A 22990-nucleotide genomic window follows, 5' to 3' on the forward strand; every position below is an offset into this window, starting at 1 on the left:
TTGAGCACAAAGCGGTCCATCCAAACGATAGCTCTTGCCTGTTCTGTCTTCGCCTACGGCCCACGGCGCACCTTCGCGCAGACACCAAGCGTAGTTCCATCGCAATTTGCTAAAGCGAAGACATTGTTTCTCGGGTTTGAAGGCGGTGTAACGAATGAGGTAACGAATGCAGAGGGGCTAGCCATTCTGCAAGAAGCTCTGATTCGGGAGCATCGTTATGGACTTGTCCGTAATCCGAGTGAAGCAGACCTCTCGGCTCGAGTACTCCTCAGCGACGGCGGATTTGTCGTTTCACTATTCGACACGAAGACTGGAATGCTGCTCTGGAAGTTAGGAGCCGTACATAACTGCGGCGGCCTTAAAGGTTCCTGCACGAAACAATTTGTGCGCTCCGCACATGAGATCACAGACCGACTTGAGGCGCTGAGCGCTGGCAAGATACCCGAACAACCGAAGTAGATTTTTCTCTTCGAGCGATAGATCAACACGGCGAATCAACAACAAAAGGAATCCAATGAGCAACATCCCCGCAGGCAAGACAAATTCGATCGTACTCACCGAAGGCCCGAACCGGGCGGCCGCGCGTAGCTACCTGCGTGGCGTCGGTTTCAGCAAAGAAGATCTGCACAAGCCCATCATCGGTATCGCTAACACCTGGACCGAGATTGGACCGTGCAACTTCCACCTGCGTAAGGTGGCGGAGGCCGTGAAGCAAGGCATTCGCGAAGCAGGCGGCACGCCCATGGAGTTCAACACGGTCACGATCTCCGACGGCATCACGATGGGCACCGAAGGCATGAAGGCCTCGCTGATCTCGCGCGAAGTGATCGCGGACTCGATCGAACTGGTGGCGCGCGGCAACAGCTTTGACGGCCTCGTTGTTATCGCAGGCTGCGACAAGAACATGCCTGCGGCCATCATGGCGCTGGCTCGCGTGAACATCCCGGGCCTGATGCTGTACGGCGGCTCCATTATGCCGGGCAAGCTGGCCAAGGCTGATGGCAGCAGCGAAGAGATCACGATCCTGAAGGTGTTCGAAGCGATCGGTTCGCACGCTGCAGGCAAGATCAACGACGATGAACTTGAAGCCGTCGAAGCTGCGGCCTGCCCCGGCCCCGGTGCCTGCGGTGGACAGTTCACGGCGAACACGATGGCGATGGCTGGCGAGTTCCTCGGCATCTCGCCGATTGAAATCACCGGCGTTCCTGCCATGTCGCCGGACAAGCACTCGGCCTCCGTGCAGGCTGGCCGCGATGTAATGGAGCTTGTTCGCAAGGGCATCAAGCCGCGCGACATCCTGACGCGCGACGCGATCGACAACGCCATCGCAGCGGTCGCGGCCTCGGGTGGATCGACCAACGCGGTGCTGCATCTGATGGCCATCGCGCATGAGCTCGAGATTGAGCTTTCGCTCGAAGACTTCGACCGCATCAGCGAAGCGACGCCGTTCATCTGCGACCTTTCGCCAGGTGGCAAGTACGCTGCGAAGGATTACCAGGAAGCAGGCGGTTCGCGCGTGCTCGCACAGCGTTTGATCGCACGCGGCTCGTTGAAGGACATCCCTACCGTCAGCGGCAAGAGCCTTTTTGCAGAAGCGCAGAGCGCGAAGGAGACTCCTGGCCAGGTCGTCATCCATCCGTGGAGCGATCCGCTGAAGCCGACAGGTGGTCTCGTGATCCTGCGCGGCAACCTCGCACCGGAAGGTGGCGTCATCAAGGTCGCTGGCCTGCCACGCGATTATCACTCCGGCCCCGCGCGTGTCTTCGACAGCGAAGACCTCTGCTTCGCCGCCGTGGAAGCGGGCAACATCAAGCCGAACGATGTTTGCGTCATCCGCTACGAAGGCCCGAAGGGCGGCCCCGGCATGCGCGAAATGCTTGCAGTTACCGCTGCGATCAAGGGCATTCCTGAGTTGAGCGAAACGGTGGCTCTGCTCACCGACGGTCGCTTCTCTGGCGCGACGCGTGGCTTCATGATCGGTCACGTTGCTCCTGAAGCGCAGGTCGGCGGCCCTATTGCTGCTGTGCGCGAAGGTGACACCATCACCATCGATATCAAGAAGCGCACGCTCAACGTCGAGATCAGCGATGAAGAAATCGCGGCACGCCTCGAAGGCTTCAGGCCTCGCGAGATTCCGTACAAGCGCGGCGTCTTTGCGAAGTATGCCAACGCCGTAGGCAGCGCCAGCCTTGGCGCAGTGACCGACTAAGACAGCAACACTGGGGCGGAAGGTATGAAAACCTCCGCCCCGCCGAACCACTTTCACACGCAGGAGCGCACGATGACGACGAAGAACGCACACCCCACACTTACCGGAGCCGAGATCCTCTGGGCCACGCTGGCTGGCGAGAATGTCACCACCGTCTTCGGTTATCCGGGCGGAGCGATCCTGCCGATCTATGATGCTCTGAGAAATTTCCCGACGATCCACCACGTGCTGGTGCGCCACGAACAAGGCGCTTCGCACATGGCCGACGGCTATGCGCGCGCTTCCGGTAAGGTCGGCGTTTGCATGGCTACCTCCGGCCCCGGCGCGACGAACCTTGTCACCGGCCTCGCGACCGCGATGCTCGACAGCATTCCCGTGGTCGCGATCACAGGTCAGGTCTCGAGCAAGGTGCTCGGTTCCGATGCTTTCCAGGAAGTTGACATCACCGGCATCACGTTGCCGATCACGAAGCATAACTTCCTTGTGACGCGCGCAGAGGACATCGCCGCAACCGTGCGTGAGGCGTTCCAGATTGCGACCAGCGGCCGCCCCGGCCCGGTGCTCGTCGACATTACGAAGGATGCGCAGCAGGCCAATGCAGAGTTTGACTTCGACGCAGCGAAGCCCGCAGCCTATCGTCCGCACCCGATGCTGAAGGTCGAAAGCCCTGCGATTCAGCAGGCAATTGAACTCATCAAGACCGCGAAGAAGCCCGTGATCCTCGCAGGCCACGGCATCGTCGAAAGCGGAGCGCAGGCCGAGGTGCTCGCGCTCGCAGAAGCGTTGCAGATTCCGATTGCGAGCACGCTGCTCGGCCTCGGAGCTATTCCTGCGGCGCATCCGTTGCAGCTTGGCATGATGGGCATGCATGGTGAGTCGTGGGTGAACACCGCGATTCAGGAAGCAGATCTTCTGCTCGCACTCGGTATGCGCTTTGATGACCGCGTGACCGGCAACCTCGCCAGCTACGCGCCGAACGCGAAGAAGATTCATGTCGAGATTGACCCGAGCGAGATCAACAAGAACGTTCGCGTTGACGTTGCGTTGATCGGCGACCTGAAGGAAGTGCTGCAACTCATCCTGCCCGAAGTGCCAAAGAGCAGCGACACCGCATGGCTGCGCGAGATCAATGCCAGCAAGGGCACCGCCGCGGTGCGCGACATCATCAACCTGCCCGACACAGGCCATCTTTATGCCGCGCATGTGATCCACGACATCTGGCAGGAGGCCAAGGCGGCTGGCCGTCTCGAACAGACGATCATCGTCACGGATGTAGGCCAGCACCAGATGTGGGAAGCGCAGTACTTCAAGCACGAAGCGGCTCGTTCACTTGTCACTTCTGGTGGCCTTGGGACGATGGGTTTTGCGCTGCCTGCAGCGATCGGCGCGAAGTTCGCCTGCCCCGAGAAGGATGTCTGGGTGATCGCCGGTGATGGCGGCTTCCAGATGACGGCCTCGGAGCTTTCGACCATCGTGCAGGAGAAGCTCGCGATCAACATCGCGGTGATCAACAATGGCTTCCTCGGCATGGTGCGCCAGTGGCAGGAGACGTTCTATGACAAGAATTACTCGGCCTCTCCGATTCTTTCGCCGGACTTTGTGATGCTCGCCGCAGCCCATGGCATTGCGGGCGCGAATGTTTCGGAGCGCCCGAACGTTATTCCGACCGTGACGAAGTCGCGCACCAGCGGCAAGGCGTTCCTGACGAACTTCCAGGTCATCAAGGAGGACGGCGTGTATCCGATGATCGCTCCGGGCGCCGCGCTGCATGAGATGGTACGCAGACCAAGCAAGGATCCCTTGCTCGAGACGGCGGAGGACGAGTAACCGTGAGTTCTGCGTCGCAGAAATTTGTCTCCCAGACCAGCACGAAAGGTCTGCTTGTCGCCTGCGCGACCGCAGCCCTCTGCGCTGCAACAATACTGGGTTGCAAATCTCCCAAGCCGCTACAGAAACCCATAAAGACTGGGGCAACGGTGCAGTACCCCGTGCGCCCGGCTATAGCGCCACCGACGTTCAAGCTCTTCCACCAGACCGACAACTCGCTCACGCTCGTTACGGATGAGCACGCGAGCAACGACCAGATCGCCGCTATTCTTTGGCAGCTTCACGATACGGCGAAGACCGATAGCTTCGGCCCGCTTGGCCTGCCGCAGAGCTTCATCGACAAGCGCGATCCTATCGTCTGGTTTCACATTTATCGTGGCGCAAAGTGCGCGAGCGAAAAATATACCGAGGGCAAGTATCCCTGTGGCGCGAGCTATCACGGGGCTGGCGACTATACCCTCGGCAGCTTCTCCAACAAGAACTACGACGACGCCGTCCTCATCACCAACGGCAAAGAAACGCATCTTTGGGACACCAACACTCAACACTAACCGGCCGCCTTCTGGACCCTGACCCTGGAACCTGGACCTTCGCTTATGCTGCACACATTTATCGCACTCGTTGACGACAAGCCCGGCGTGCTGACGCGCGTCGCTTCTCTCTTTCGCCGTCTCAGCATCAACATCGTCTCGCTTACCGTCGGCGAGAGCGAACGCAGCGATGCTTCGCGCATGACCATCGTCTGCGAAGCGCCCGAAAACGCAGCGCACCGCATCCGCGCTTCGCTCTACAAGCTCGAGACGACTATCCATGTCGATGAGGTCAACCGCTCCGAGGCTGTTGTCCGCGAGCTTTGCCTCATCAAGGTGGCTGCCGGCCCCAACCAGCCGCACGGGGTCCACTCACGCTCGCAGATCTTTGAGCTTGCAGGCGTCTTCCGCGCACGCATCGTCGACCTTGCTCCCGAGAGCATCATGCTCGAGATGACCGGCTCGGCGTCGAAGATCGAAGGTCTGCTGCAGGTGCTACGCGAGTCTGCTTATGAGGTTCTCGAAGTCTCGCGCACCGGCCGCATGGCCATGCGCCGCGGACACCACGGCGGTCGCGTCTTCAAGGCGCTTGGCGTCAAGACAGCTGACGTTGTCTCGCCTGCAGACTTCCCCGACTTCGACCACGACGTCGACCCCGGCGCACTGCCCGAGGACGAAACGCTTCCCAACCAGTTCGACGAGTAAATACAAAGCCATGGAACATCTTCCCTTTCGCATTTTCACGTTCGTCCTCACGCTGGCCGGTATCGCTACCGTCTACGTGGTGGGCGGACGTGTGCGAAAGGTGGAACTGAAGCGGCAAGAAAAGATCACGTTCGAAAGCAATTCTTTACCAGCATCTGAAATCACACCACCTTGGGCGCGCGGGACACACGTCGCGATTGGCCTTGCAGCGTTTTATCTGATCCTCTTCCGGCTCGTCAGTTTCACACCGCCATTTGCATGGGAGCAGCATGGTGGTCCAATTCTTATGAGCCTGTCGTTCCTTTTCCTGGGCCCGTTTATCGCTGGTTTCATCACCGTTTCTCAATCACAAAAACGAACATCGTGGCCGTTTCGCTTCTGGATTCTCGCCCCATGGATCCCCGTCGCAGTCAACATTCTTCTTGCAATCAGCTTCGCGTGGGAAGGTGTCATCTGCGTTATTTTCACCATTCCACCTGCTTTCATTTCGTCCTCTCTAGGGGGCATCGCTGCGGGGCTTCTTCACGAGCGCGCTCAGAAGCGCATCAAGAATCGAACGTTGTACTGTGCCGCAGCTTTTCCAATCCTTCTAGCGGTTGCAGAAACCTATATTCACCAGCCGCTTCAAACACGAACCGTAGATACGTCGATCGTCATCCACGCTCCGCTTGAGACTGTTTGGAAAAATATTGAACGTGTACCTGCGATTGCGCCCAAAGAGTTGCGGAGTTCATGGGCCAACGCCATTGGCTTCCCTCGCCCAGTCGAAGCAACTCTCTCTTATGAAGGAGTCGGTGGCGTACGAAACGCCAGCTTCGAGCATGGCCTGAACTTCACAGAGACCATCACCGAGTGGGTACCCAACCAACGTATCGTCTTCACGATCAAGGCTGACACTGCGGCAATTCCTAACACCACACTCGATGAGCATGTGACCGTCGGCGGACGTTTCTTCGACGTGCTTACCGGCGAATACGATCTTCACCCCATGGCTAATGGTGATGTGCTGCTTCATCTCAGCAGCCGCGAAAGACTTTCCACAGACTTCAACGCATACGCTGCGCTCTGGTCAAACGCTGTGATGCGTGACATGCAGTCGAACATCCTTCACGTGATTCGCAATCGCTGCGAATCCACAACTTCGGAAGCAATGGTTGGGGTTCACACCCACCCTGCGCTTCGATAAACTAAACACTAACCACTGTAGAAAGAGAAAACATGGCAAAGGCATATCACGACAACGACGCAGATCTCGCTCTTATCCAAGGCAAGAAGGTCGCCATCATCGGTTACGGCTCGCAGGGCCACGCACACGCGCTCAACCTCAAGGACTCTGGCGTTGAAGTGAAGATTGGTCTTCGCCCCGGTTCCGCTTCGGCCAAGAAGGCTGAGCTTGCCGGCCTCGAAGTCGTCAGTGTGAAGGACGCCTCCGAGTGGGCCGACACCATCATGGTGCTCGTTCCCGACCAGACCGCTGCAGCCGTCTACGAAGAGATCGCTCCCGGCCTGAAGGCTGGCAACACGCTGATGTTTGCCCACGGCTTCAACATCCGCTTCCGCACCATCACACCTCCGGCTGACGTTGACGTTTCGCTGGTTGCGCCGAAGTCGCCTGGCCACCGCGTTCGCGAAGTCTTCACCGAAGGCGGCGGCGTCCCGGGCCTCGTGGCTGTGGAGCAGGATGCAAGCGGCAACGCTCTCGCAAACGCTCTCTCCTATGCCAAGGGCATCGGCTGCACCCGTGCAGGCGTGCTCGAAACAACGTTCACCGAAGAGACCGAGACCGACCTCTTCGGCGAGCAGGCTGTGCTCTGCGGCGGCGCTGCAGCGCTCGTCAAGTGCGGCTTTGAAGTGCTGACCGAGGCTGGCTACCAGCCCGAACTGGCTTACTTCGAAGTGCTGCATGAGCTCAAGCTCATCGTCGATCTGATGTACCGCGGCGGACTCGAGTACATGAACTACTCCGTCTCCGACACCGCAGAGTGGGGCGGCTACGAGGCTCAGGCATACATCGTGACATCTGACACGAAGAAGAAGATGCAGGAGCTGCTCGCGAACATCCAGAGCGGCAAGTTCGCAGAGAAGTTCATCAACGAGAACAAGACCGGACGTCACGAGCTGGACGCCTATCGCAAGGCTGAAGCTTCGCACCCGATCGAAAAGGTCGGCGCTGGCCTCCGCGCGGCAATGCCCTTCCTCGATCCGCTCAAGGTCGAGAACGGCGCCGTCGTCAAGGCGTAACAACGAACCAACTCAGCGGGGCCCGGCATGCTGCCGGGCCTTGTTGTTTGCGGAATACACTGTCTCTCAAACGTCATGAGCTCGCAAGCGTCTATTACGTATCAGGAGATTTTCCATGCGCCTCGCCCTTGCAGTTGCGCTTCTCAGCATGTCCGGCTTCGCTCACGCCCAGGCCACCACCTGGCACAACCTTCACTTCGGCGAAACGCGCGACCAGGTTCGCACCGACCTCACCGCACAAGGCATTCCGGTGGAGTCTTCCGCGGAAGGTGCGCTGCAATCGACCTCCGACTATGACCTCTTTCTTCCCGGACTCACCAACACACTTCCACTTCGGTCCAGCTATCACTTCACTCCCAATGGCGGCCTCATGGACGTTACGCTGACACTCGATCTCCCGGCGATGCGTCGCAACTTCGCGGAGCTGGCCTCAGACGATGCGCTCATACGCTTTGCCAGTGACGCCATGGCAGGAGCTCTTGCAGGCCGCTACGGCGCGCCCATCTACCGCTCGCCGGCCTGCGAGGGCGAGTCAAAGGAAGCCAATACCTGCGCGATCTTCTGGAACGGTTCCGAGCAATCGATCCTGCTCGAACGCACAGCTTCACCACGCGGACAGCACCTGCTTCTCCGCTACCAGATGCTCACGTCAGACCTCTAACCACCGCATTGATAACCTGAGATGGCGCCAGCAGAAACGCCATCCTCTTTTGGAGCCACAGGCATGTTTGATCTTCGTCGCACACTTCTCGCAGGCTGCCTTGCAGCTACGCTGCCGCTTGCCGGATGCAACTACACAGGGATGGCCGACACGCGCGTCAAGGACGAGCAGACCATTCGCATCCTCGACGGGAAGTGGTCGATCGCCGCAGGCGAGCACAACCTTGACGGTGTCGTGGCACCATATGCAGACGACGCCGTACTGCTGCCCGCCAATGCGTTTGTTGCCAACACGCCATCAGCCATCCGCGCGTCGTGGCAAGGAACGTTTCAAACGCTCACGGCAATCTCCTGGGAGATCACAACGATCAAAATCGCACGCTCCGGCGACCTGGCCTATCTCACCGGAAAATGGAGCGCGATGCCCAAAGGTTCAAGCTCACAGATCACCGGCAAAATGCTCGAGGTCTGGGGTAAGCAGACGGACGGAACATGGAAGTGCATTGCCGACACCTATAACGACGACGCGCCTGCCAAGTAGCCAAACGCCCTATCGTAAGACTCTCCTAAGACATAAGGAACTTCGCGTCGCGGCCATCACGCGACGCATCGAATAGATCATGAGCACTGCACGCGCACTTCGTCTTCACAGCTTTGGTTTCGAGAATCTTGTTCTCGAAGAGATTGAACTTCCAGCCCTCGGGCCTAACGATGTGCACGTGCGCTTTCACGCTGCCTCGCTCAACTATCGCGACCTGATGGTCGTACGGGGGGAGTACAACCCGAAGCTCGCGATGCCACGCATTCCCGGCTCGGACGCTGCAGGCGAAGTGGTTGCCGTCGGCCACGCCGTCACGGCTCTGAAGTCCGGCGACCACGTCGCTTCGCTGTTCTTCCAGGAGTGGGAAGAGGGTGAGATCACCCCGGCGACGGGCAAGACCGCACTCGGTGGTCCCATCGACGGCGTATTCGCGACCGAGCAGGTGCTGCCCGCATCCGGCCTCATCAAACTACCCACAGCGCTCTCCTGGGACGCTGCCGCGACGCTTCCCTGCGCCGCGGTCACGGCCTGGAACGCGCTCGTCGAGAAGGGCAACCTTCGCGCCGGGCAGACCGTGCTGATCCTCGGCACCGGCGGCGTCAGCATCTTCGCGCTGCAGATCGCCAAGGCCTTCGGCGCACGCGTCATCCTCACCAGTTCGTCGGACGAAAAGCTCGCACGCGGCAAGGCGCTCGGCGCAGATGAGCTCATCAACTATCGCACCAACCCCGACTGGGAGCTCGAAGTCATCCGCCTGACCGGCGGCGTTGGCGTCGACCACGTTGTCGAGGTCGGCGGCGCAGGGACGCTCGCCAAATCGCTGAAAGCTGTCCGCGTAAGCGGCCACGTTCACCTTATTGGTGTGCTCACGGGCAAGGGCGCGACGATCGATCCTACGATCATCCTCGGTCGGTCTATTTATCTCAATGGCGTCTACGTCGGGAGCCGCGGCATGTTCAGCCGTCTGCTCGCAGCCACCACGCAGAACCGTATCGAGCCGATCGTCGACCGAGTTTTTCCGCTCGACGACTATCGAGCCGCCTTCGAATATATGCAAAGCGGCTCGCACTTCGGCAAAGTCGTCCTGTCGCTGGCGTAGTTGCAAAGAGCCTGGTCATTTCACCCTGCGCCCACCGGCGCAGGGTTTCTGCTTTCTGCACCTCGACTTCCGCGCGACTTCTCCCTCGAAACGTTGTTTACTAAGAAGCAACCGGCTTTCGCCGAACTGCTTCACTTTTCGGAGGCTGTCCCGATGCGCGTCCTGATCTTTGTTCTTGCTTTTAGCCTCACGCTGCCTGCCCTCGCGCAGACGGCCACGGCGCCCGTGGTGACAGACGCGAACGGACGCAAGCTGGTGCCGGCTCGCCACTGCCTCGTCTACGAAGACGACCCCGAGGCTGCAAACTACAAGCCTGCCCCAGCCGCGCCCAAGACGCCGACCAAGGTGGCCGCGTCGCATCCCATTGTGCTGGCGAAGCCACATAGCGCCTCCACGTACGCCCCGGCAAAGACTGCTGCAGTGACCGCCGCACGAAGCGCGAAGCCGCTCCCCGCAGCCAAATCCAGCTCAGCTAAATCCATCTCAACCAAGCCAGTGCTCACCGCCTCCGTCAGCGTCCCTCCGCGCCCGGTCGCTGAAGCCAACGTAGCCCCTGCACCCTACTCGGAGAACCCCATCCAGCAGCTTCGCGGCAACGCCCGCGTGCTGCTTATCTTTGCGCCTTCGGCAGAGACGCCCGTCATGCAGGAAGAGATGCTCATGGTGGAGCGTCACCAGCTTGAGTTCACGCAGCGCAACACCGTTGTCGTGCCGATCCTCAACCCCAACGACTCACGCAACTTCGAGTTCAACGGCGAGCATCTCGACTCCGGCACGGCCGCTGACCTGGCCTCGGCACGGCAGAAGTTTGGCATCAAGCCAGACCAGTTTGCCATCGTCCTGCTCGACGATCAGGGCATCGAGCGCACCCGCTGGACGCAGCCCGTCTCTGCCAGCGACCTTGACGACCAGATCGACGCCATCGACGACGACAGCGTAATCGTTCACAATCTCAACGTGAAGTAAGCAGGAAACGCCCGAGACGAGTGTTTCGGCATCATAGAACTCTATGAAGATTGCATCGATTCTTCTGGCCGCTGCGACTCTTTCCCCCGCGCTCGCCCTCACGGCTTACTCGCAAACCGTGCAGCCCGCTGGCCTAACGAGCCTGCAAGACCTCCATGACCGCGCACGCGTGCTTCTGGTGTTCGCGCCTCGCCCCGACGACCCGCAACTGCAAATCCAGCTACGCAGCCTCAACGAACAGGCTGCCGAAGCCACCGACCGTGAGCTTGTCACCGTCGCTCTGCCGTACAACGCTCCCTCGCCGACACCGGCAACCTTCCCCGCGCAGGAAGCTTACAACGCTCGCCGACGCTTCCAGATCGCTCCCGGAGATTTCACCGTCGTGCTGATCGGTAAAGACGGTGGAGAAAAGCTGCGCGCGCACAAGCCGCTTTCCATGCGTGAGTTGAACGACACGATTGACAGCATGCCCATGCGTCAGCACGAAGTGGCCGCGCGCCACAAATAACTCCGGTCCATCAGGGAACCACACTCCGCACGTTGGCGTATAAAGCTTCATGCTCCTCCGCGCCTTTGCCTCCCTCAGCCTCTTCGCGGCCCTGTCTGCAGCCGCACAGCAGCCGCTGACCGCCGACGAAATCATGCAGCGCGTTGCCACCAACCAGGACGCTGCAGCCGCCATGCGCACCCACTTCGTCTACACGCAACACGCGCGCACGATCTCCCGCAAAGGCAAAACCATCCGCTGCGAAGAGACCACGGACTATCGCATTACGCCGACAGCTACCGGCAGCGATAAGCAACTGCTCAAGCTCGACGGCCGCGTTTTCTACAAAGGTAAGTACATCGCCTACGATTCGCTGAAGGGCCCCGCAGACATCCGGCCGACGAATTACGACGACAAAGACGATGCCAGCCTGCTCCATGCCAGAGAAGCCCTGAAGAAGGCGGATGACGATACCGAGACCGACCGCAACCTCGTGGAAAACATGCGCGATGGGCTCACCAGCGACAAGAAGTCCCGCGACGGCGTCAGCGCGAACCTCTTTCCGCTCACCAGCAAAGAGCAGAAGGACATGATCTTCCATCTGCTCGGGCACGAGTTGAAGAACGGCCGCGACACCTTCCATATCCACTTTGAACCAAAGGACAAGGACGACATCGGCTGGAAGGGCGATGCGTGGATCGACGTGAACGAGTTCCAACCAGTCGTCATCCAAACCGCCCTGTCGCGGCAACTGCCGTTTGCCGTCCGCGGGCTGCTCGGGACGAACCTGCCCGGCCTCGGCTTCACCGCCACCTACGCTCCGCAGCCGTCCGCGAACGCCCCCGGCGCCGTCTGGTTTCCGGAGAGCTTCGGGACGGAGTTCAAGATCAAGCTGCTTTTTGTCTTCAGCCGCGAGATCATCCTCTCCGTCGCCAACCGCGACTTTGAACAGACCCATACCGGCGCTCGTATCGTCGAGGTTGACGGAGCCACCACCTCCATCGACGTCCCGAAAACAGTCGAGACACCCAAGCCCTAAGCTATCGTCCCGCCCCTGCCACGTATTTGGACCCGAATGAAATGGGCCCAAACGAAGATGGCCCCCGCCAATGCGGGGGCCATCTCAAAGTGCTGAAACTAAGCGGTTACTTCTACGCCACGCCAGAACGCCACATGGTGCTTCACAACCCGAGCTGCAGGCTTGGGGTCGGGGTAGAACCAGGCGGCATCGGGGTTTTCCTGCCCGTCAACCAATACGGTGTAGTAGCGAGCGCGCCCTTTGCTTGGGCAGCTTGAGCTCGTCGAACTTGTCCGCAAAAACGTGCGGTTTACGGTCTCCTCGGGGAAGTACACGTTGCCGTCAATCGTTTGAATCTTGTCGCTTTCTGCGAGGGTCTGACCGTTCCAAATTGCTTTTGCCATCATCCGCCTTCCAGTCGTGCAAGAGATAGCGGGTGTCACCCGGAGCATCCGGCAAAATCGCTGCTAAATGGCTCATGCAGCGTCGGTTGCAATCCGGCCCGTAAACCATAGTAACATGCTTCTACCAAATTTGGGAAGTCGCAAATTCGGTTCTCCGTTTCCCCATAGCCTGCTCGCGCGAAGCTTGAGTCCAACTCACTCCGAAAGACGCAGTGCGGCGATCAACGCCGCCAGCGCTGCCGGTTGGTTCCTCCGGCTGGGGTAGTACAGGAAGAAGCCCGGGAAGACCGGGCACCACTCGCGCAGCACCTGCACCAGCTTCCCTTCTGCCACCAGTTTCGCGACCATCTGCTCCATCGCCATCCCGATGCCGACGCCACGTAATGCGGATTCCACCACCAGTTCGGGGTCGTTCACGACGATCGGCCCCTGGGGGGCGAAGGTCATCGCGCGACTGCCTTTTTCGAACTCCCAGCGGTAGACGCCAGAGCTGAAGCGGAACGCCACGCAGGCATGCTCCTTCAGGTCGCGAGGCGTACGCGGAGGCTTATGCCGCGCAAAGTACTCCGGCGACGCAAACGCAGCCAGTCGCATGTCCTCGCTGACGCGGACGGCGATCATCTCCTGCTGGATGAACTCGCCGATCTGGATCCCGGCGTCGAACTCGCCCGCCACCAGGTCCACGGGGTCGTTCGACGCCGTTATCTCCAGCACAATCTCGGGGTACTCCCGAACAAATCGCTCCAACTTCGGCAGCAGCACGAGATGCGCGGCCGTGCGCGACAGTACCAGCCTGATCCGTCCGGCTGGCTGCTCGCGCAGCTGGCGCACCTCGCCGAGCGAGCGTTCGATGCGCTGTAGCGCGGGGGTGAGGTCTTTCAGCAGCGCAGCGCCCGCCGCCGTAGGCGAAACGCTCCGCGTCGTCCTGGCCAGCAACTGCAGCCCCAGACGCTTCTCCAGCCCTCGCATACTGTGGCTTAGGGCCGACTGCGATACACCCAACCGCGACGCCGCGCGTGTGAAGCTGCGCTCCTCCGCCACCACCGCAAATGCTGAAAGTTCGCCAAGATCGTTTCGCATGATTCATGAATCTTACTCATCTTACTATCCAAGTCAAACCCACTACCGCTCATAAACAAACAAGCCTAACCTCGACGTATGCCTCTCCAGGCAAAAGGAGTACGCACCATGGAAATCCGCACATTAGGTGACGGCCTCAAGGTCTCTGCCCTCGGGCTCGGCTGCATGGGAATGACCTTCGGCTACGGTCTCGTCCACGACGAAACAGCCATGATCTCGCTGATGCACAAGGCCGTTGACCTTGGCATCAACTTCTTCGATACCGCCGAAGTCTACGGCCCGTTCACCAACGAAATCCTCGTCGGAAAGGCGCTCTCGCTGATCCGCGACAAGGTCGTCATCGCGACTAAGTTCGGCTTCAACCTGAACCCGGACGGCTCGCCTGGCTGGCAGGGATTGAACAGCCGCCCGGAGCGCATCAAGCAGGTCGCCGAAGACTCGCTGAAGCGCATGAACATTGACTCCATTGACCTTTTCTATCAGCATCGCGTCGACCCTGACGTGCCGATTGAAGACGTTGCCGGCGCGGTCAAGGAGCTTATCGCCGAGGGCAAGGTGAAGCACTTCGGCCTCTCTGAGGCTGGCGCACAGACGATCCGCCGCGCTCATGCCGTGCAGCCCGTTGCGGCTCTGCAAAGCGAGTACTCGCTGTGGTGGCGCAAGCCGGAGGAAGAGATCATTCCGACGCTTGAAGAGCTTGGCATCGGCCTCGTGCCGTATAGCCCGCTCGGCAAGGGATTCCTCACGGGAGCGATAAGCGCGAGCACGGAGCTTGCGTCGAACGACTTCCGCAGCCAGCTTCCGCGCTTCACGGCTGAGGCTCGCCAGGCCAACGAAGCGTTCGTCGATCTGCTCAAGCGTATCGCTACGAGCAAGCAGGCGACGCCCGCGCAGATCGCACTCTCGTGGCTGCTGGCGCAGAAGCCGTGGATCGCTCCCATCCCCGGCACCACAAAGCTCTCGCGGCTGGAGGAGAACACCGGCGCAATCGCTGTCGTGCTCACAGAGTCGGACCTGCGCGAGATCAGCACCGCACTTTCCACCCTGCAGGCCGAAGGCAACCGCTATCCCGAGCACCTCGAGAAGCTCGTCGGACGCTAACGCCTCATCCACAAATGCGAAAGGCGACGGAATCATCCGCCGCCTTTTGCTGTTTCAATCTTCGTTGTTTCAGTCTTTGTCTATGCCCAGCTGATTTCGATCGGCGCATCCACCTCAGGATGCAGGCTCCGATGCACCGGGCAGGTGTGCGCCGCGCGCTCCAGCTTCACGCGGTTCAACTCGTCCACCGGCTTTGTGATCTGCACCTTCACCGCCAGACGGGCGATCTTGCGCGGAGGCGCGGCAGACATTTCCTTCTCCACCGTTGCCGTCGCGCCGTCCATGTCGATACCCAGCGTGCGTGCCTGAATCGCCATCGTCGTCAGGATGCAGCTCGCAAGTCCCGTTGCGACCAGGTCCGTCGGGGAAAAGCTCTCGCCCAACCCCTGATTGTCCTTCGGTGCATCCGTGAAGAGCACCGTACCGGAAGGCTCATGCACGGTCTTGCAGTGCAGTTGGCCTTCGTACTCCAGCGAAATCTTTACCATCGTTTCCTCTACGCCAACGCCACCGGGCGCGTCTTCTCAGGGTCCGGTTTGGCGAGCTCTTCCTTCACCTTCGGCGGACCAATCTTCTTCTCGAACGAGCACTCCGGCGTGGTCTGCACCACCTCGGCCTCACCCTTCTTTGCGCGACGCTTCGGCATCTTCTCCGAGTTGTTCGGGCAGACGAGGAACGTTCCCTCGCTGTTCGACACCTCGACCAGGTACGCCGAGTCGCACTGCGGGCAAGTCTCGTTCACGAGCTTCTGATTGCTCGTGAAGTCGCACTTCGGATAGCGCGTGCAGCCGTAGAACGTATCGCCGCGACGGTTCTTACGCACCGCCACTTCGCTGCCGCACTTCGGGCAAGGCACGTCGAGCAGCTCCTGCTTCACGTACTTGCACTTCGGATAGCCAGAGCACGCAATGAACTCACCGTACTGACCATCACGCTGCAACAGCGGCTTGCCACACTTTGGGCACGGCTCCTCAAGCTGCACCGGAGGCTTCGACTGCACCTTCTGCGTGAGCTTGCGGATGGTCTTGCACGGGGGATCTTCGTTGTAGCCGGGGCAAGCCATGAACGGCCCCCAAGGCCCGTTGCGCAACACCATCGTGCGGCCGCAGTTGTCGCAGGCTTCTTCCTGTTCGTCGGCAGCGTCCGCACCCGGAACCGTGAGGTCGGGCTTAGCCTCGATGTTTTCCTTCGTGAAGTCGCAGCTGTCCGGGTCGACAACAACCTTCTTCCACTGCTTGATCGCTGTCTGCAGCGTAGCGCCCAGCTTGCTGCGGTCGCTGACGTCCACATGCTGCTCGTCGCCGTCCTCATCCAGACCGCGGACGACAACGTCCATCGGGCCAAACTTGTCTTCGACCTTCTGGAGCACCGCCTGAACGTCCTTCTTCATCGCCGCGGCGCTCACCGCTACCGGCTTCTCCTTCGAGAAGTTTGAGCAGGAGAAGAACGATCCAAACTTGCCCCACTTCAACACCAGCGGAGCGCCGCACTTCTCGCAAACTTCGCCAGAAGGCTTCTCCCACGCCTTGATGTCTTCCATGTCGTTCTCGGCCACCTTGAGCTCTTTCTCAAGATGCCCGTAGAAGCCGTTCAGCAGCTCCGTCCACTTCTCCGTGCCAGCTTCCACGGCATCCAACTCGTTCTCGAGCCCGGCCGTGTACTCCACCTTGAAGATATACGGGAAGTTCTTTACCAGCAGGTCCGTCACGACCATGCCAATCTCCGTCGGCACCAGCTTCGCGCGGATCTTTTTGACATAGTCGCGCTCCTGGATGGTGTTGATGATCGACGCGTATGTCGACGGGCGGCCGATACCGTTCTCTTCCAACGTCTTCACGAGCGAAGCTTCGTTGAAGCGTGGTGGCGGCTGCGTAAACTTCTGCTGCGTATCGACCGAGATCTTCCGCAGTGCGGCGCCGTTGTCCAGTGCAGGCAGACGACGGTCCGCCGAGCCTTCTTCGCTCGTCGCATCCTTCGCGGCTTCCGCATCCGCATCGCCGTCGGCTGCGCTTTCTGCGGCCTTCGCTTCAAGCTTTGCCGCAGCCTCGGTCGCACGCGTATCGCGTGCCGCCTTGGCCTTCTTCGTCTCTTCCTCGTACCACAGGAAGCCCGCAAACTTCAGCACCGAACCCGTCGTGCGGAAGTCATAGCTAAGTTCGGCCTTGGCCTGGATATCGACTGTCGTCTGGTCGAAGACAGCAGGAACCATCTGGCTCGTTACGGCACGCTCCCAGATCAGCGAGTAGAGCCGGAACTGCTCGTCGCTCAGGTACTTGCGCACAAACTCCGGCGTGTACGTCACGCTCGTCGGGCGGATGGCTTCGTGCGCATCCTGCGCGTCTTTCTTGGACACATAGACGTTCGGCGTCGCTGGAATGTACTGGTCGCCGAGTTGCTTGCGAACATGCTCACGGATGGCATCAATAGCGTCCGGGCTCATACGCGTCGAGTCAGTACGCATGTAGGTGATCAGACCGACCGTACCTTCGGCGCCGAGCTCGATACCTTCGTACAAACGCTGCGCCACGCCCATCGTGCGACGTACGCCAAAGCCCAACCGGCCTGCGGCCTGCTGCTGCAGTTGCGAGGTCGTAAACGGGGCCTTCGGCTTGCGGCGAACTTCCTTCTTTTCGACGGAACGGACGTTCCACGTTGCGCGCTCAAGCTGCGCCAGAACCTCGTCCACTGCCGCCTTATCGGGCAACGCGTTGGCGATGTACTTGCCCGCTTCCGAGCGGTCTTCCACGCGCACCGGCTGACCGGAAACACCGACCATGCGTGCCGTAAACTCTCCGCCACCAGACTGCGGCGTCAGCACCGCATCTATATTCCAGTACTCGGTTTCGGGGAACGCCGCGATAGCCCGCTCGCGCTCCACGATCAGGCGCAGCGCCACGGTCTGGACGCGGCCAGCGGAGAGCCCACGCTTCACCTTGTCCCAGAGCAGCGGGGAGATCTGATACCCCACCAGACGATCGAGCACACGGCGCGTCTGCTGGGCGTCCACGCGGTTCTCATCGACCTCGCGTGTGTGCTTGAACGCTTCGTTGACGGCCTTCTTCGTAATTTCGTTGAAGGTCACGCGCTTAACCGGCGTGTTCTTCTTTACCGCGGGCAGGAGCTGCATCTTCAGATGCGCAGCAATCGCTTCTCCTTCGCGGTCAGGATCGGGCGCCAGGAAGACGGCGTCAGACTTCGCCGCCAGCTTCTTCAGGCGGTCGACCACCTTCTCTTTGCCCGGCGACACGATCAGCGTCGGCTCAAAGGTGCGGCGCTTCAACTCCACGCCAATGTCGTTCTTTGGCAGGTCCATGATGTGCCCAATCGAGGCTTCCACCACGTAATCACTGCCGAGATATTTGCCGATCGTCTTCGCCTTTGCCGGCGACTCTACGATGACGAGATTCTTTGCCATTGTTCCCCTTCACCACACGCGGCTCACACCGCCTTCGACGTTCCCATCCGCCAGCTGTCACCAGCCATTCGGTACGTCGGTCACACTTCGAAACGCTTCCGTCAGCACTCCCGGGGGAGTATTGCCGCCAACTTCGGCCAATGAATAAGGAAACTAACACGTCGCTCCGACGCCAAGTCAATCTCCCTGCTGAAAACTCTTCAGCCAACGACTCCAGTCCCTCCACTAGACGCACGCCCAGCGAATTCGTTGCATCGTGTACCGATAAACGTTCAGGAATCCCTGCGTTTATTAGCCTTCTGCTCGCTACATTGGTGGCCACGGGACAGGGCAATGGGGGGCGGGTCTCCGATCAAACGACCAAACCACCCCACCCTACATTGACCGCAAATAATTCTTCCCGGGCATCTGCCGTACCCTGCCCGCGAGCTCCAACTCAAACAGTGCGGTAAAAATCTCGCCGCTTGCCAGAGTGCCCGCCAGCGCCTCGATCAGTTCATCCAACTGCACCGGCTCATCCGCGCGCAGACACTCCAGGACGCGCCGCTCATTCTCCCCCAAAGACAGCGCTCCCTCGCGATCGAACAACGACGGCGCCGTGTCTGCCTTCGCAGCAGAAGAGGAGATCTGCCGGTCTTCCAACTCCACCCGCACCTGCGAGGGCAGGTCCTCCCACACATCCTCCCAGGTCGCCGTCAGCTTGGCTCCCTGCTTGATGAGCGTGTTCGGTCCCCACGAGTTCTTGTTCGTCACGTTGCCCGGTACGGCGTACACATCGCGGCCCTGCTCCAGCGCGCAACGCGCCGTAATGCGCGTGCCAGAGTACTCCGCGGCCTCGATCACCAGAACGCCGACGCTCATGCCGCTCAGCGTCCGGTTGCGGATCGGAAAGTTCTGCGGCGCGGGAAAGGTGCCCATTGGGAACTCGCTGAGCAGCGCACCACCGGCGGCCACAATTTCTTCGGCCAGCCGCTTGTTCTCCTTGGGATAGATCACGTCGATCCCTGTTCCCCAGACGGCAACGGTCTTCCCTTTGGCTTCCAGTGCGCCACGATGCGCGGCCGTATCCACGCCACGCGCCATGCCGCTGAAGATAGCCACACCGCGGGCAGCCAGATCGCGACTCAACATCTGCGCCATGCCCTGTCCGTAGGGCGAAGGCTGTCTCGTCCCCACCACGGCAATCCCTGGCGCGTTCAGCACTGCAAGATCGCCCCGCACCCACAACACCGGCGGCGGGTCATAGATCTGCAGAAGCCCGCCGGGATACGCTTCATCCTCGGGACAAACAATCGCTGCGCCAGAGTCGGTCGCCCTGCCGTACTCCGCCAGCGCCGCCGACCGTGCACGGCCGTCGGCTACGAACTGGGCTGCTTTTGCCGTCATCCCGGAGCCTTCGAGCTCGGTCAGAGACATGGCAAAAACTCGTTCCGGCTCCACGGCGCGCTGCATCACGCGCCCAATCCTCGTCGGGCCCATCTCCGGCGACAACGCCAGCGCCAGCCAGGCTAGACGACGCTCCTCCACCACGGCAACACTCACCGCACCCATACGCGCAAACCTCTCAGCAGCGATTCGATGCGGCCAGAGTAACAGAGGGGCGAGGGTTTAGGGCGCAGGGTTTAGGGCGCAGAACTCAGAGAGCGGAGAGTTGCCACACCTTGCCCTTTACGACGAAAACATCAACGCCGCGGCCCTACACCCTAAATCCTGAGCCCTAAACCCTCGCTTCTCCAGGCGTATCCTTAACCCGTGCCGTTACGTGTTGCTGCCATCTCGTTTTTGAATCCTGCTCCGCTCCTGTACAACTTCGAGCACGAGCCCGCCGCCACCGAACTGCATACCCGTTACAAGGTGCGCTACACCGTCCCCTCGGCCTGTGCGCGGTTGCTACATACGGGCGAGGCCGACCTCGGCCTGATCCCCATCGCAGCCCTTACGCCAGAGCTGGTCGTCGTCCCGGGTTGCACCATCGCCTCGCTGCATGATGTTCGCTCGATCCTGCTGCTGGTGAAGAACCCCGACAACCTGCCCGCGCAGGAAGCCCTGCAACGCGTTTGCACCATCGCCGCCGACAGCGCCTCACGCTCCTCGCAGGCCTACACGCATCTGCTCTTCGAACTTTGGAACGCCACCCGGCCGCACTTCGACGAGGCCTCCGCCGAGCCGCTCGCCATGCTCGCGCATCACGACGCCGCGCTACTCATCGGCGACCCCGCCCTCCGGGCCCGCGAGCGTCGTACCGCCATCGACCAGGCCCATGGCCGCGAAAACCTCCTCTGGCTCGATCTTGCCGAGTTGTGGAACGAGCACACCGGCCTGCCCTGGGTCGCCGCCGTCTGGGCCGCCCGACCCGAAGCACTCGAGCCGAACGGCTTCACCCCGGCTTCGCTCACAGCCGACCTGCTGGCCAGCCGCGATGCCGGCATGGCCAACGTCGCTGCGCTCGTCGCCGAATGGGCTCCGCGCCTGGACCTCCCGCACTCCGTCGTCGAGCATTATCTAACCAAAAACATCCACTACGTTCTCGACGATCGCTGCATCGAAACCATCGGGCTCTTCCGCAAACTCGCCGCCGAAAACGGTACGCTTCCCCCGCTGCCGGAGCTGCGCTTTCTTGGTGCCTGACGATTTGCCTCTCAATCTGCGAGTCTTCCAGCCGCTAATTCGCGTCCTAACCAGAACGTGATCCATGCGCCCCAAGCCGCGAGCGCTGCTCTCTTCGGTTTCTTTGCCGAGGCCGGGAGTCCCCTGCTTCGAAAACTCTTCCACTTCGGCCTCGCCGGTCTCTTCCTCGTCTCTGCCGTGGACAGCTCCTTCGTTCCGCTACCGATTCCCGGCGTCACCGACATCATGCTGCTGCTCTACGCCGCTGCCAAAAGCAATCCGATCCTGCTGCTCACGCTCAGCACCGCGGGCTCTGCGCTGGGTGGGTTCGTCTCGCACTCGGTGGGCCAGGCGGGCGGCAAGCAGTTTCTTGAAAAGCACGTCCCTGAGCGCATTCTCGGTCGCGTTACCGGCTGGATGGAGCACAACGCCATCCTCTCCGTCGCGCTGCCCGCGATTCTGCCGCCGCCGGTTCCGCTCGCGCCCTTCGTGCTCGCCGCAGGTGCGGCACACATGTCGCGCAAACGGTTCATGACGGCCTTTACGATCAGCCGCTGCGCCCGGCATGCGATCGCCATCTGGCTTGGCATTTCCTACGGACGCAACGTTCTCCACCTTTGGGACTCCTTCTCAAGCAAGTGGGGAGTCACCATCCTGATCGCCTTCTGGAGCATCACGCTGCTCTTCACCGGCATCGGCATCTACAAGCTCATCAAGACCTCCCGCGCCGTGAGCCCGCAAAGCAACAAAGCCGCCGCTTAGCCTTCTTTGCCCGCTCTACCGCTGGTCCCGACTTTTCCACCCACACCCTGATAGAATCATTCGTGTGCCGGGTCCTACGCGACGCGGTCCCGCCAACCCCGCCAGGTCCGGAAGGAAGCAACGGTAACGGGTCACCACGGGCGCAGTAGGTCAACCCGGCGCATATTTCCATCCCCCTACAACTCATGCTGTGCAAAGCGGTTACGGCCTCTGTGCGCGCCGTCACCTCATGACGAAACGCATATCCGCTACAATCCTCCTTGGCCACCGCGCATTTGGAGGAGTTTTCGTTTTGAGCCTGCAGTTGAAGCCCCGCACTACCGTTCGCGCCAAGATTTCGTCCGTCGGAAACTATGTTCCACCGCGCGTACTGACCAACGCAGACCTTGAAAAGATGGTCGACACCAACGACCAGTGGATCACCGACCGCACCGGCATCAAGGAGCGTCATCTCGTCGACGCTGGCGTCGCCACCTCTGACCTCGCTACCGAGGCCGCCAAGGTCTGCCTCGCCCGCGCTGGCGTCAAGCCGGAAGAGGTCGAGGTCATCATCGTCGCCACGGTCACGCCGGACATGATGTTCCCAGCCACCGCCTGCCTGGTGCAGAACAAGCTTGGAGCTACCGGCGCCTGGGGCTTTGACCTCTCCGCAGCCTGCTCCGGCTTCCCCTACGCGCTGCAGGTCGGCGCAAAGCTGGTCGAGTCCGGAGCGCACAAGAAGGTGCTCGTTATCGGCGCCGACGTGATGAGCTCCATCATCGACTACACCGACCGCACCACCTGCATCATCTTCGGCGACGGCGCTGGCGCCGTGCTGCTCGAGCCCTGCAAAGAAGGTGAGGTCGGCCTTATCGATTTCCACCACGAGATTGACGGCTCCGGCGGCGTTTCGCTGAACATGCCCGCGGGCGGCTCGTTGCACCCGGCCTCGGCCGAAACCGTCGCGAACAAGGACCACTACGTCCACCAGGACGGCCAGGCGGTCTACAAGTTCGCCGTGCGCAAGATGTCGGAGTCGACCGAGAACCTGCTCACCCGCAACGGCCTCACGGGCACGGACCTCGGCTGCTTTATCCCGCACCAGGCCAACAAACGCATCATCATGTCCACGGCCGAACGCCTCGGGATGCCCGAAGACCGCGTCATCATCAACATCGATCGCTTCGGCAACACGACCGCAGGCACCATTCCGCTGGCGATGAACACCGCGCTGGAAGAAGGCCACCTGAAGAAGGGCGACCTCGTTCTGCTGGCCGCCGTCGGCGCAGGCTTCACCGTAGGAGCTACGCTGCTGCGCTGGGAGTTCTAACGCGCGGCAACAGCGAAGAAAAGCCAAGG

Annotated in this window: 22 protein-coding genes and 1 other RNA gene; 18 read left to right on the forward strand and 5 right to left on the reverse strand. The window is 60.8% G+C overall.

The annotated features are described in order from the left end of the window. The 13 genes from PW792_12370 (at position 1) to PW792_12430 (ending at position 12304) form a co-directional block, all read left to right on the forward strand. Positions 1–459: a hypothetical protein gene (locus PW792_12370; GenBank protein MDE1162726.1), complete on the forward strand. Its 459-nt coding sequence runs from the start codon at positions 1–3 to the stop codon at positions 457–459. 55 nt (positions 460–514) lie between these two features. Beyond that, positions 515–2209 (forward strand): dihydroxy-acid dehydratase, encoded by a 1695-nt coding sequence (gene ilvD, locus PW792_12375; GenBank protein ID MDE1162727.1) that lies wholly within the window; start codon positions 515–517, stop codon positions 2207–2209. A 72-nt stretch (positions 2210–2281) separates the two neighbouring features. Next, complete coding sequence (gene ilvB / locus PW792_12380) at positions 2282–4036, forward strand: biosynthetic-type acetolactate synthase large subunit (protein MDE1162728.1); 1755 nt, start codon at positions 2282–2284, stop codon at positions 4034–4036. A 149-nt stretch (positions 4037–4185) separates the two neighbouring features. Next, a complete protein-coding gene (locus tag PW792_12385) occupies positions 4186–4587 on the forward strand; it encodes a hypothetical protein (GenBank protein ID MDE1162729.1) in 402 nt (133 codons plus the stop codon). A 45-nt stretch (positions 4588–4632) separates the two neighbouring features. Then, positions 4633–5271 (forward strand): acetolactate synthase small subunit, encoded by a 639-nt coding sequence (gene ilvN, locus PW792_12390; GenBank protein ID MDE1162730.1) that lies wholly within the window; start codon positions 4633–4635, stop codon positions 5269–5271. A 10-nt stretch (positions 5272–5281) separates the two neighbouring features. Continuing rightward, the gene (locus tag PW792_12395; GenBank protein MDE1162731.1) at positions 5282–6457 is read left to right on the forward strand and encodes a hypothetical protein; all 1176 of its coding nucleotides are present in this window, start codon (positions 5282–5284) and stop codon (positions 6455–6457) included. 32 nt (positions 6458–6489) lie between these two features. Next, a complete protein-coding gene (ilvC, locus tag PW792_12400; protein ID MDE1162732.1) occupies positions 6490–7512 on the forward strand; it encodes a ketol-acid reductoisomerase in 1023 nt (340 codons plus the stop codon). 115 nt (positions 7513–7627) lie between these two features. Continuing rightward, positions 7628–8173, forward strand: a complete 546-nt coding sequence (locus PW792_12405) for a hypothetical protein (protein ID MDE1162733.1) — start codon at positions 7628–7630, stop codon at positions 8171–8173. 63 nt (positions 8174–8236) lie between these two features. Then, the gene (locus PW792_12410; protein MDE1162734.1) at positions 8237–8713 is read left to right on the forward strand and encodes a DUF4440 domain-containing protein; all 477 of its coding nucleotides are present in this window, start codon (positions 8237–8239) and stop codon (positions 8711–8713) included. 79 nt (positions 8714–8792) lie between these two features. Then, positions 8793–9812, forward strand: coding sequence for an NAD(P)-dependent alcohol dehydrogenase (locus PW792_12415; protein MDE1162735.1), 1020 nt, complete (start codon positions 8793–8795; stop codon positions 9810–9812). A gap of 153 nt (positions 9813–9965) precedes the next feature. Beyond that, a complete protein-coding gene (locus tag PW792_12420; protein ID MDE1162736.1) occupies positions 9966–10778 on the forward strand; it encodes a DUF4174 domain-containing protein in 813 nt (270 codons plus the stop codon). A 43-nt stretch (positions 10779–10821) separates the two neighbouring features. Beyond that, positions 10822–11286 (forward strand): DUF4174 domain-containing protein, encoded by a 465-nt coding sequence (locus PW792_12425; GenBank protein MDE1162737.1) that lies wholly within the window; start codon positions 10822–10824, stop codon positions 11284–11286. A gap of 49 nt (positions 11287–11335) precedes the next feature. After that, complete coding sequence (locus tag PW792_12430; protein MDE1162738.1) at positions 11336–12304, forward strand: hypothetical protein; 969 nt, start codon at positions 11336–11338, stop codon at positions 12302–12304. 98 nt (positions 12305–12402) lie between these two features. On the opposite strand, the gene PW792_12435 is transcribed toward PW792_12430, so the two are convergent. Then, positions 12403–12687 (reverse strand): DUF427 domain-containing protein, encoded by a 285-nt coding sequence (locus tag PW792_12435; GenBank protein MDE1162739.1) that lies wholly within the window; start codon positions 12685–12687, stop codon positions 12403–12405. Positions 12688–12882: 195 nt separating this feature from the next. Further along, positions 12883–13767: a LysR substrate-binding domain-containing protein gene (locus tag PW792_12440; protein ID MDE1162740.1), complete on the reverse strand. Its 885-nt coding sequence runs from the start codon at positions 13765–13767 to the stop codon at positions 12883–12885. Positions 13768–13875: 108 nt separating this feature from the next. Here PW792_12440 and PW792_12445 point away from each other — a divergent pair, with 108 nt between their 5' ends. Continuing rightward, positions 13876–14868: an aldo/keto reductase gene (locus tag PW792_12445; GenBank protein MDE1162741.1), complete on the forward strand. Its 993-nt coding sequence runs from the start codon at positions 13876–13878 to the stop codon at positions 14866–14868. 80 nt (positions 14869–14948) lie between these two features. Here PW792_12445 and PW792_12450 read toward each other — a convergent pair whose 3' ends face one another. From PW792_12450 to dprA, 3 genes are all read right to left on the reverse strand, one after another. Beyond that, positions 14949–15356 (reverse strand): OsmC family protein, encoded by a 408-nt coding sequence (locus PW792_12450; GenBank protein ID MDE1162742.1) that lies wholly within the window; start codon positions 15354–15356, stop codon positions 14949–14951. 8 nt (positions 15357–15364) lie between these two features. After that, positions 15365–18283 carry a type I DNA topoisomerase gene (topA, locus tag PW792_12455; GenBank protein MDE1162743.1) on the reverse strand — a complete coding sequence of 973 codons (2919 nt, stop codon included), beginning with the start codon at positions 18281–18283 and terminating at the stop codon, positions 15365–15367. A 375-nt stretch (positions 18284–18658) separates the two neighbouring features. Next, complete coding sequence (gene dprA, locus PW792_12460; GenBank protein ID MDE1162744.1) at positions 18659–19834, reverse strand: DNA-processing protein DprA; 1176 nt, start codon at positions 19832–19834, stop codon at positions 18659–18661. Between the two features lie 201 nt (positions 19835–20035). Between dprA and PW792_12465 the strand changes: the two genes are divergently transcribed. The 4 genes from PW792_12465 (at position 20036) to PW792_12480 (ending at position 22961) form a co-directional block, all read left to right on the forward strand. Beyond that, positions 20036–20911, forward strand: a complete 876-nt coding sequence (locus tag PW792_12465) for a menaquinone biosynthesis protein (GenBank protein ID MDE1162745.1) — start codon at positions 20036–20038, stop codon at positions 20909–20911. A gap of 57 nt (positions 20912–20968) precedes the next feature. After that, on the forward strand, positions 20969–21652 hold the full coding sequence (locus tag PW792_12470) for a membrane-associated protein (GenBank protein MDE1162746.1): 684 nt from the start codon (positions 20969–20971) through the stop codon (positions 21650–21652). A gap of 65 nt (positions 21653–21717) precedes the next feature. Next, positions 21718–21816, forward strand: an RNA gene (ffs, locus tag PW792_12475) — signal recognition particle sRNA small type. 128 nt (positions 21817–21944) lie between these two features. Next, complete coding sequence (locus PW792_12480; GenBank protein ID MDE1162747.1) at positions 21945–22961, forward strand: ketoacyl-ACP synthase III; 1017 nt, start codon at positions 21945–21947, stop codon at positions 22959–22961. The last annotated feature ends 29 nt before the right edge of the window (positions 22962–22990 follow it).

The sequence above is a fragment of the Acidobacteriaceae bacterium genome (assembly GCA_028283655.1).
GTDB lineage: Bacteria > Acidobacteriota > Terriglobia > Terriglobales > Acidobacteriaceae > Granulicella.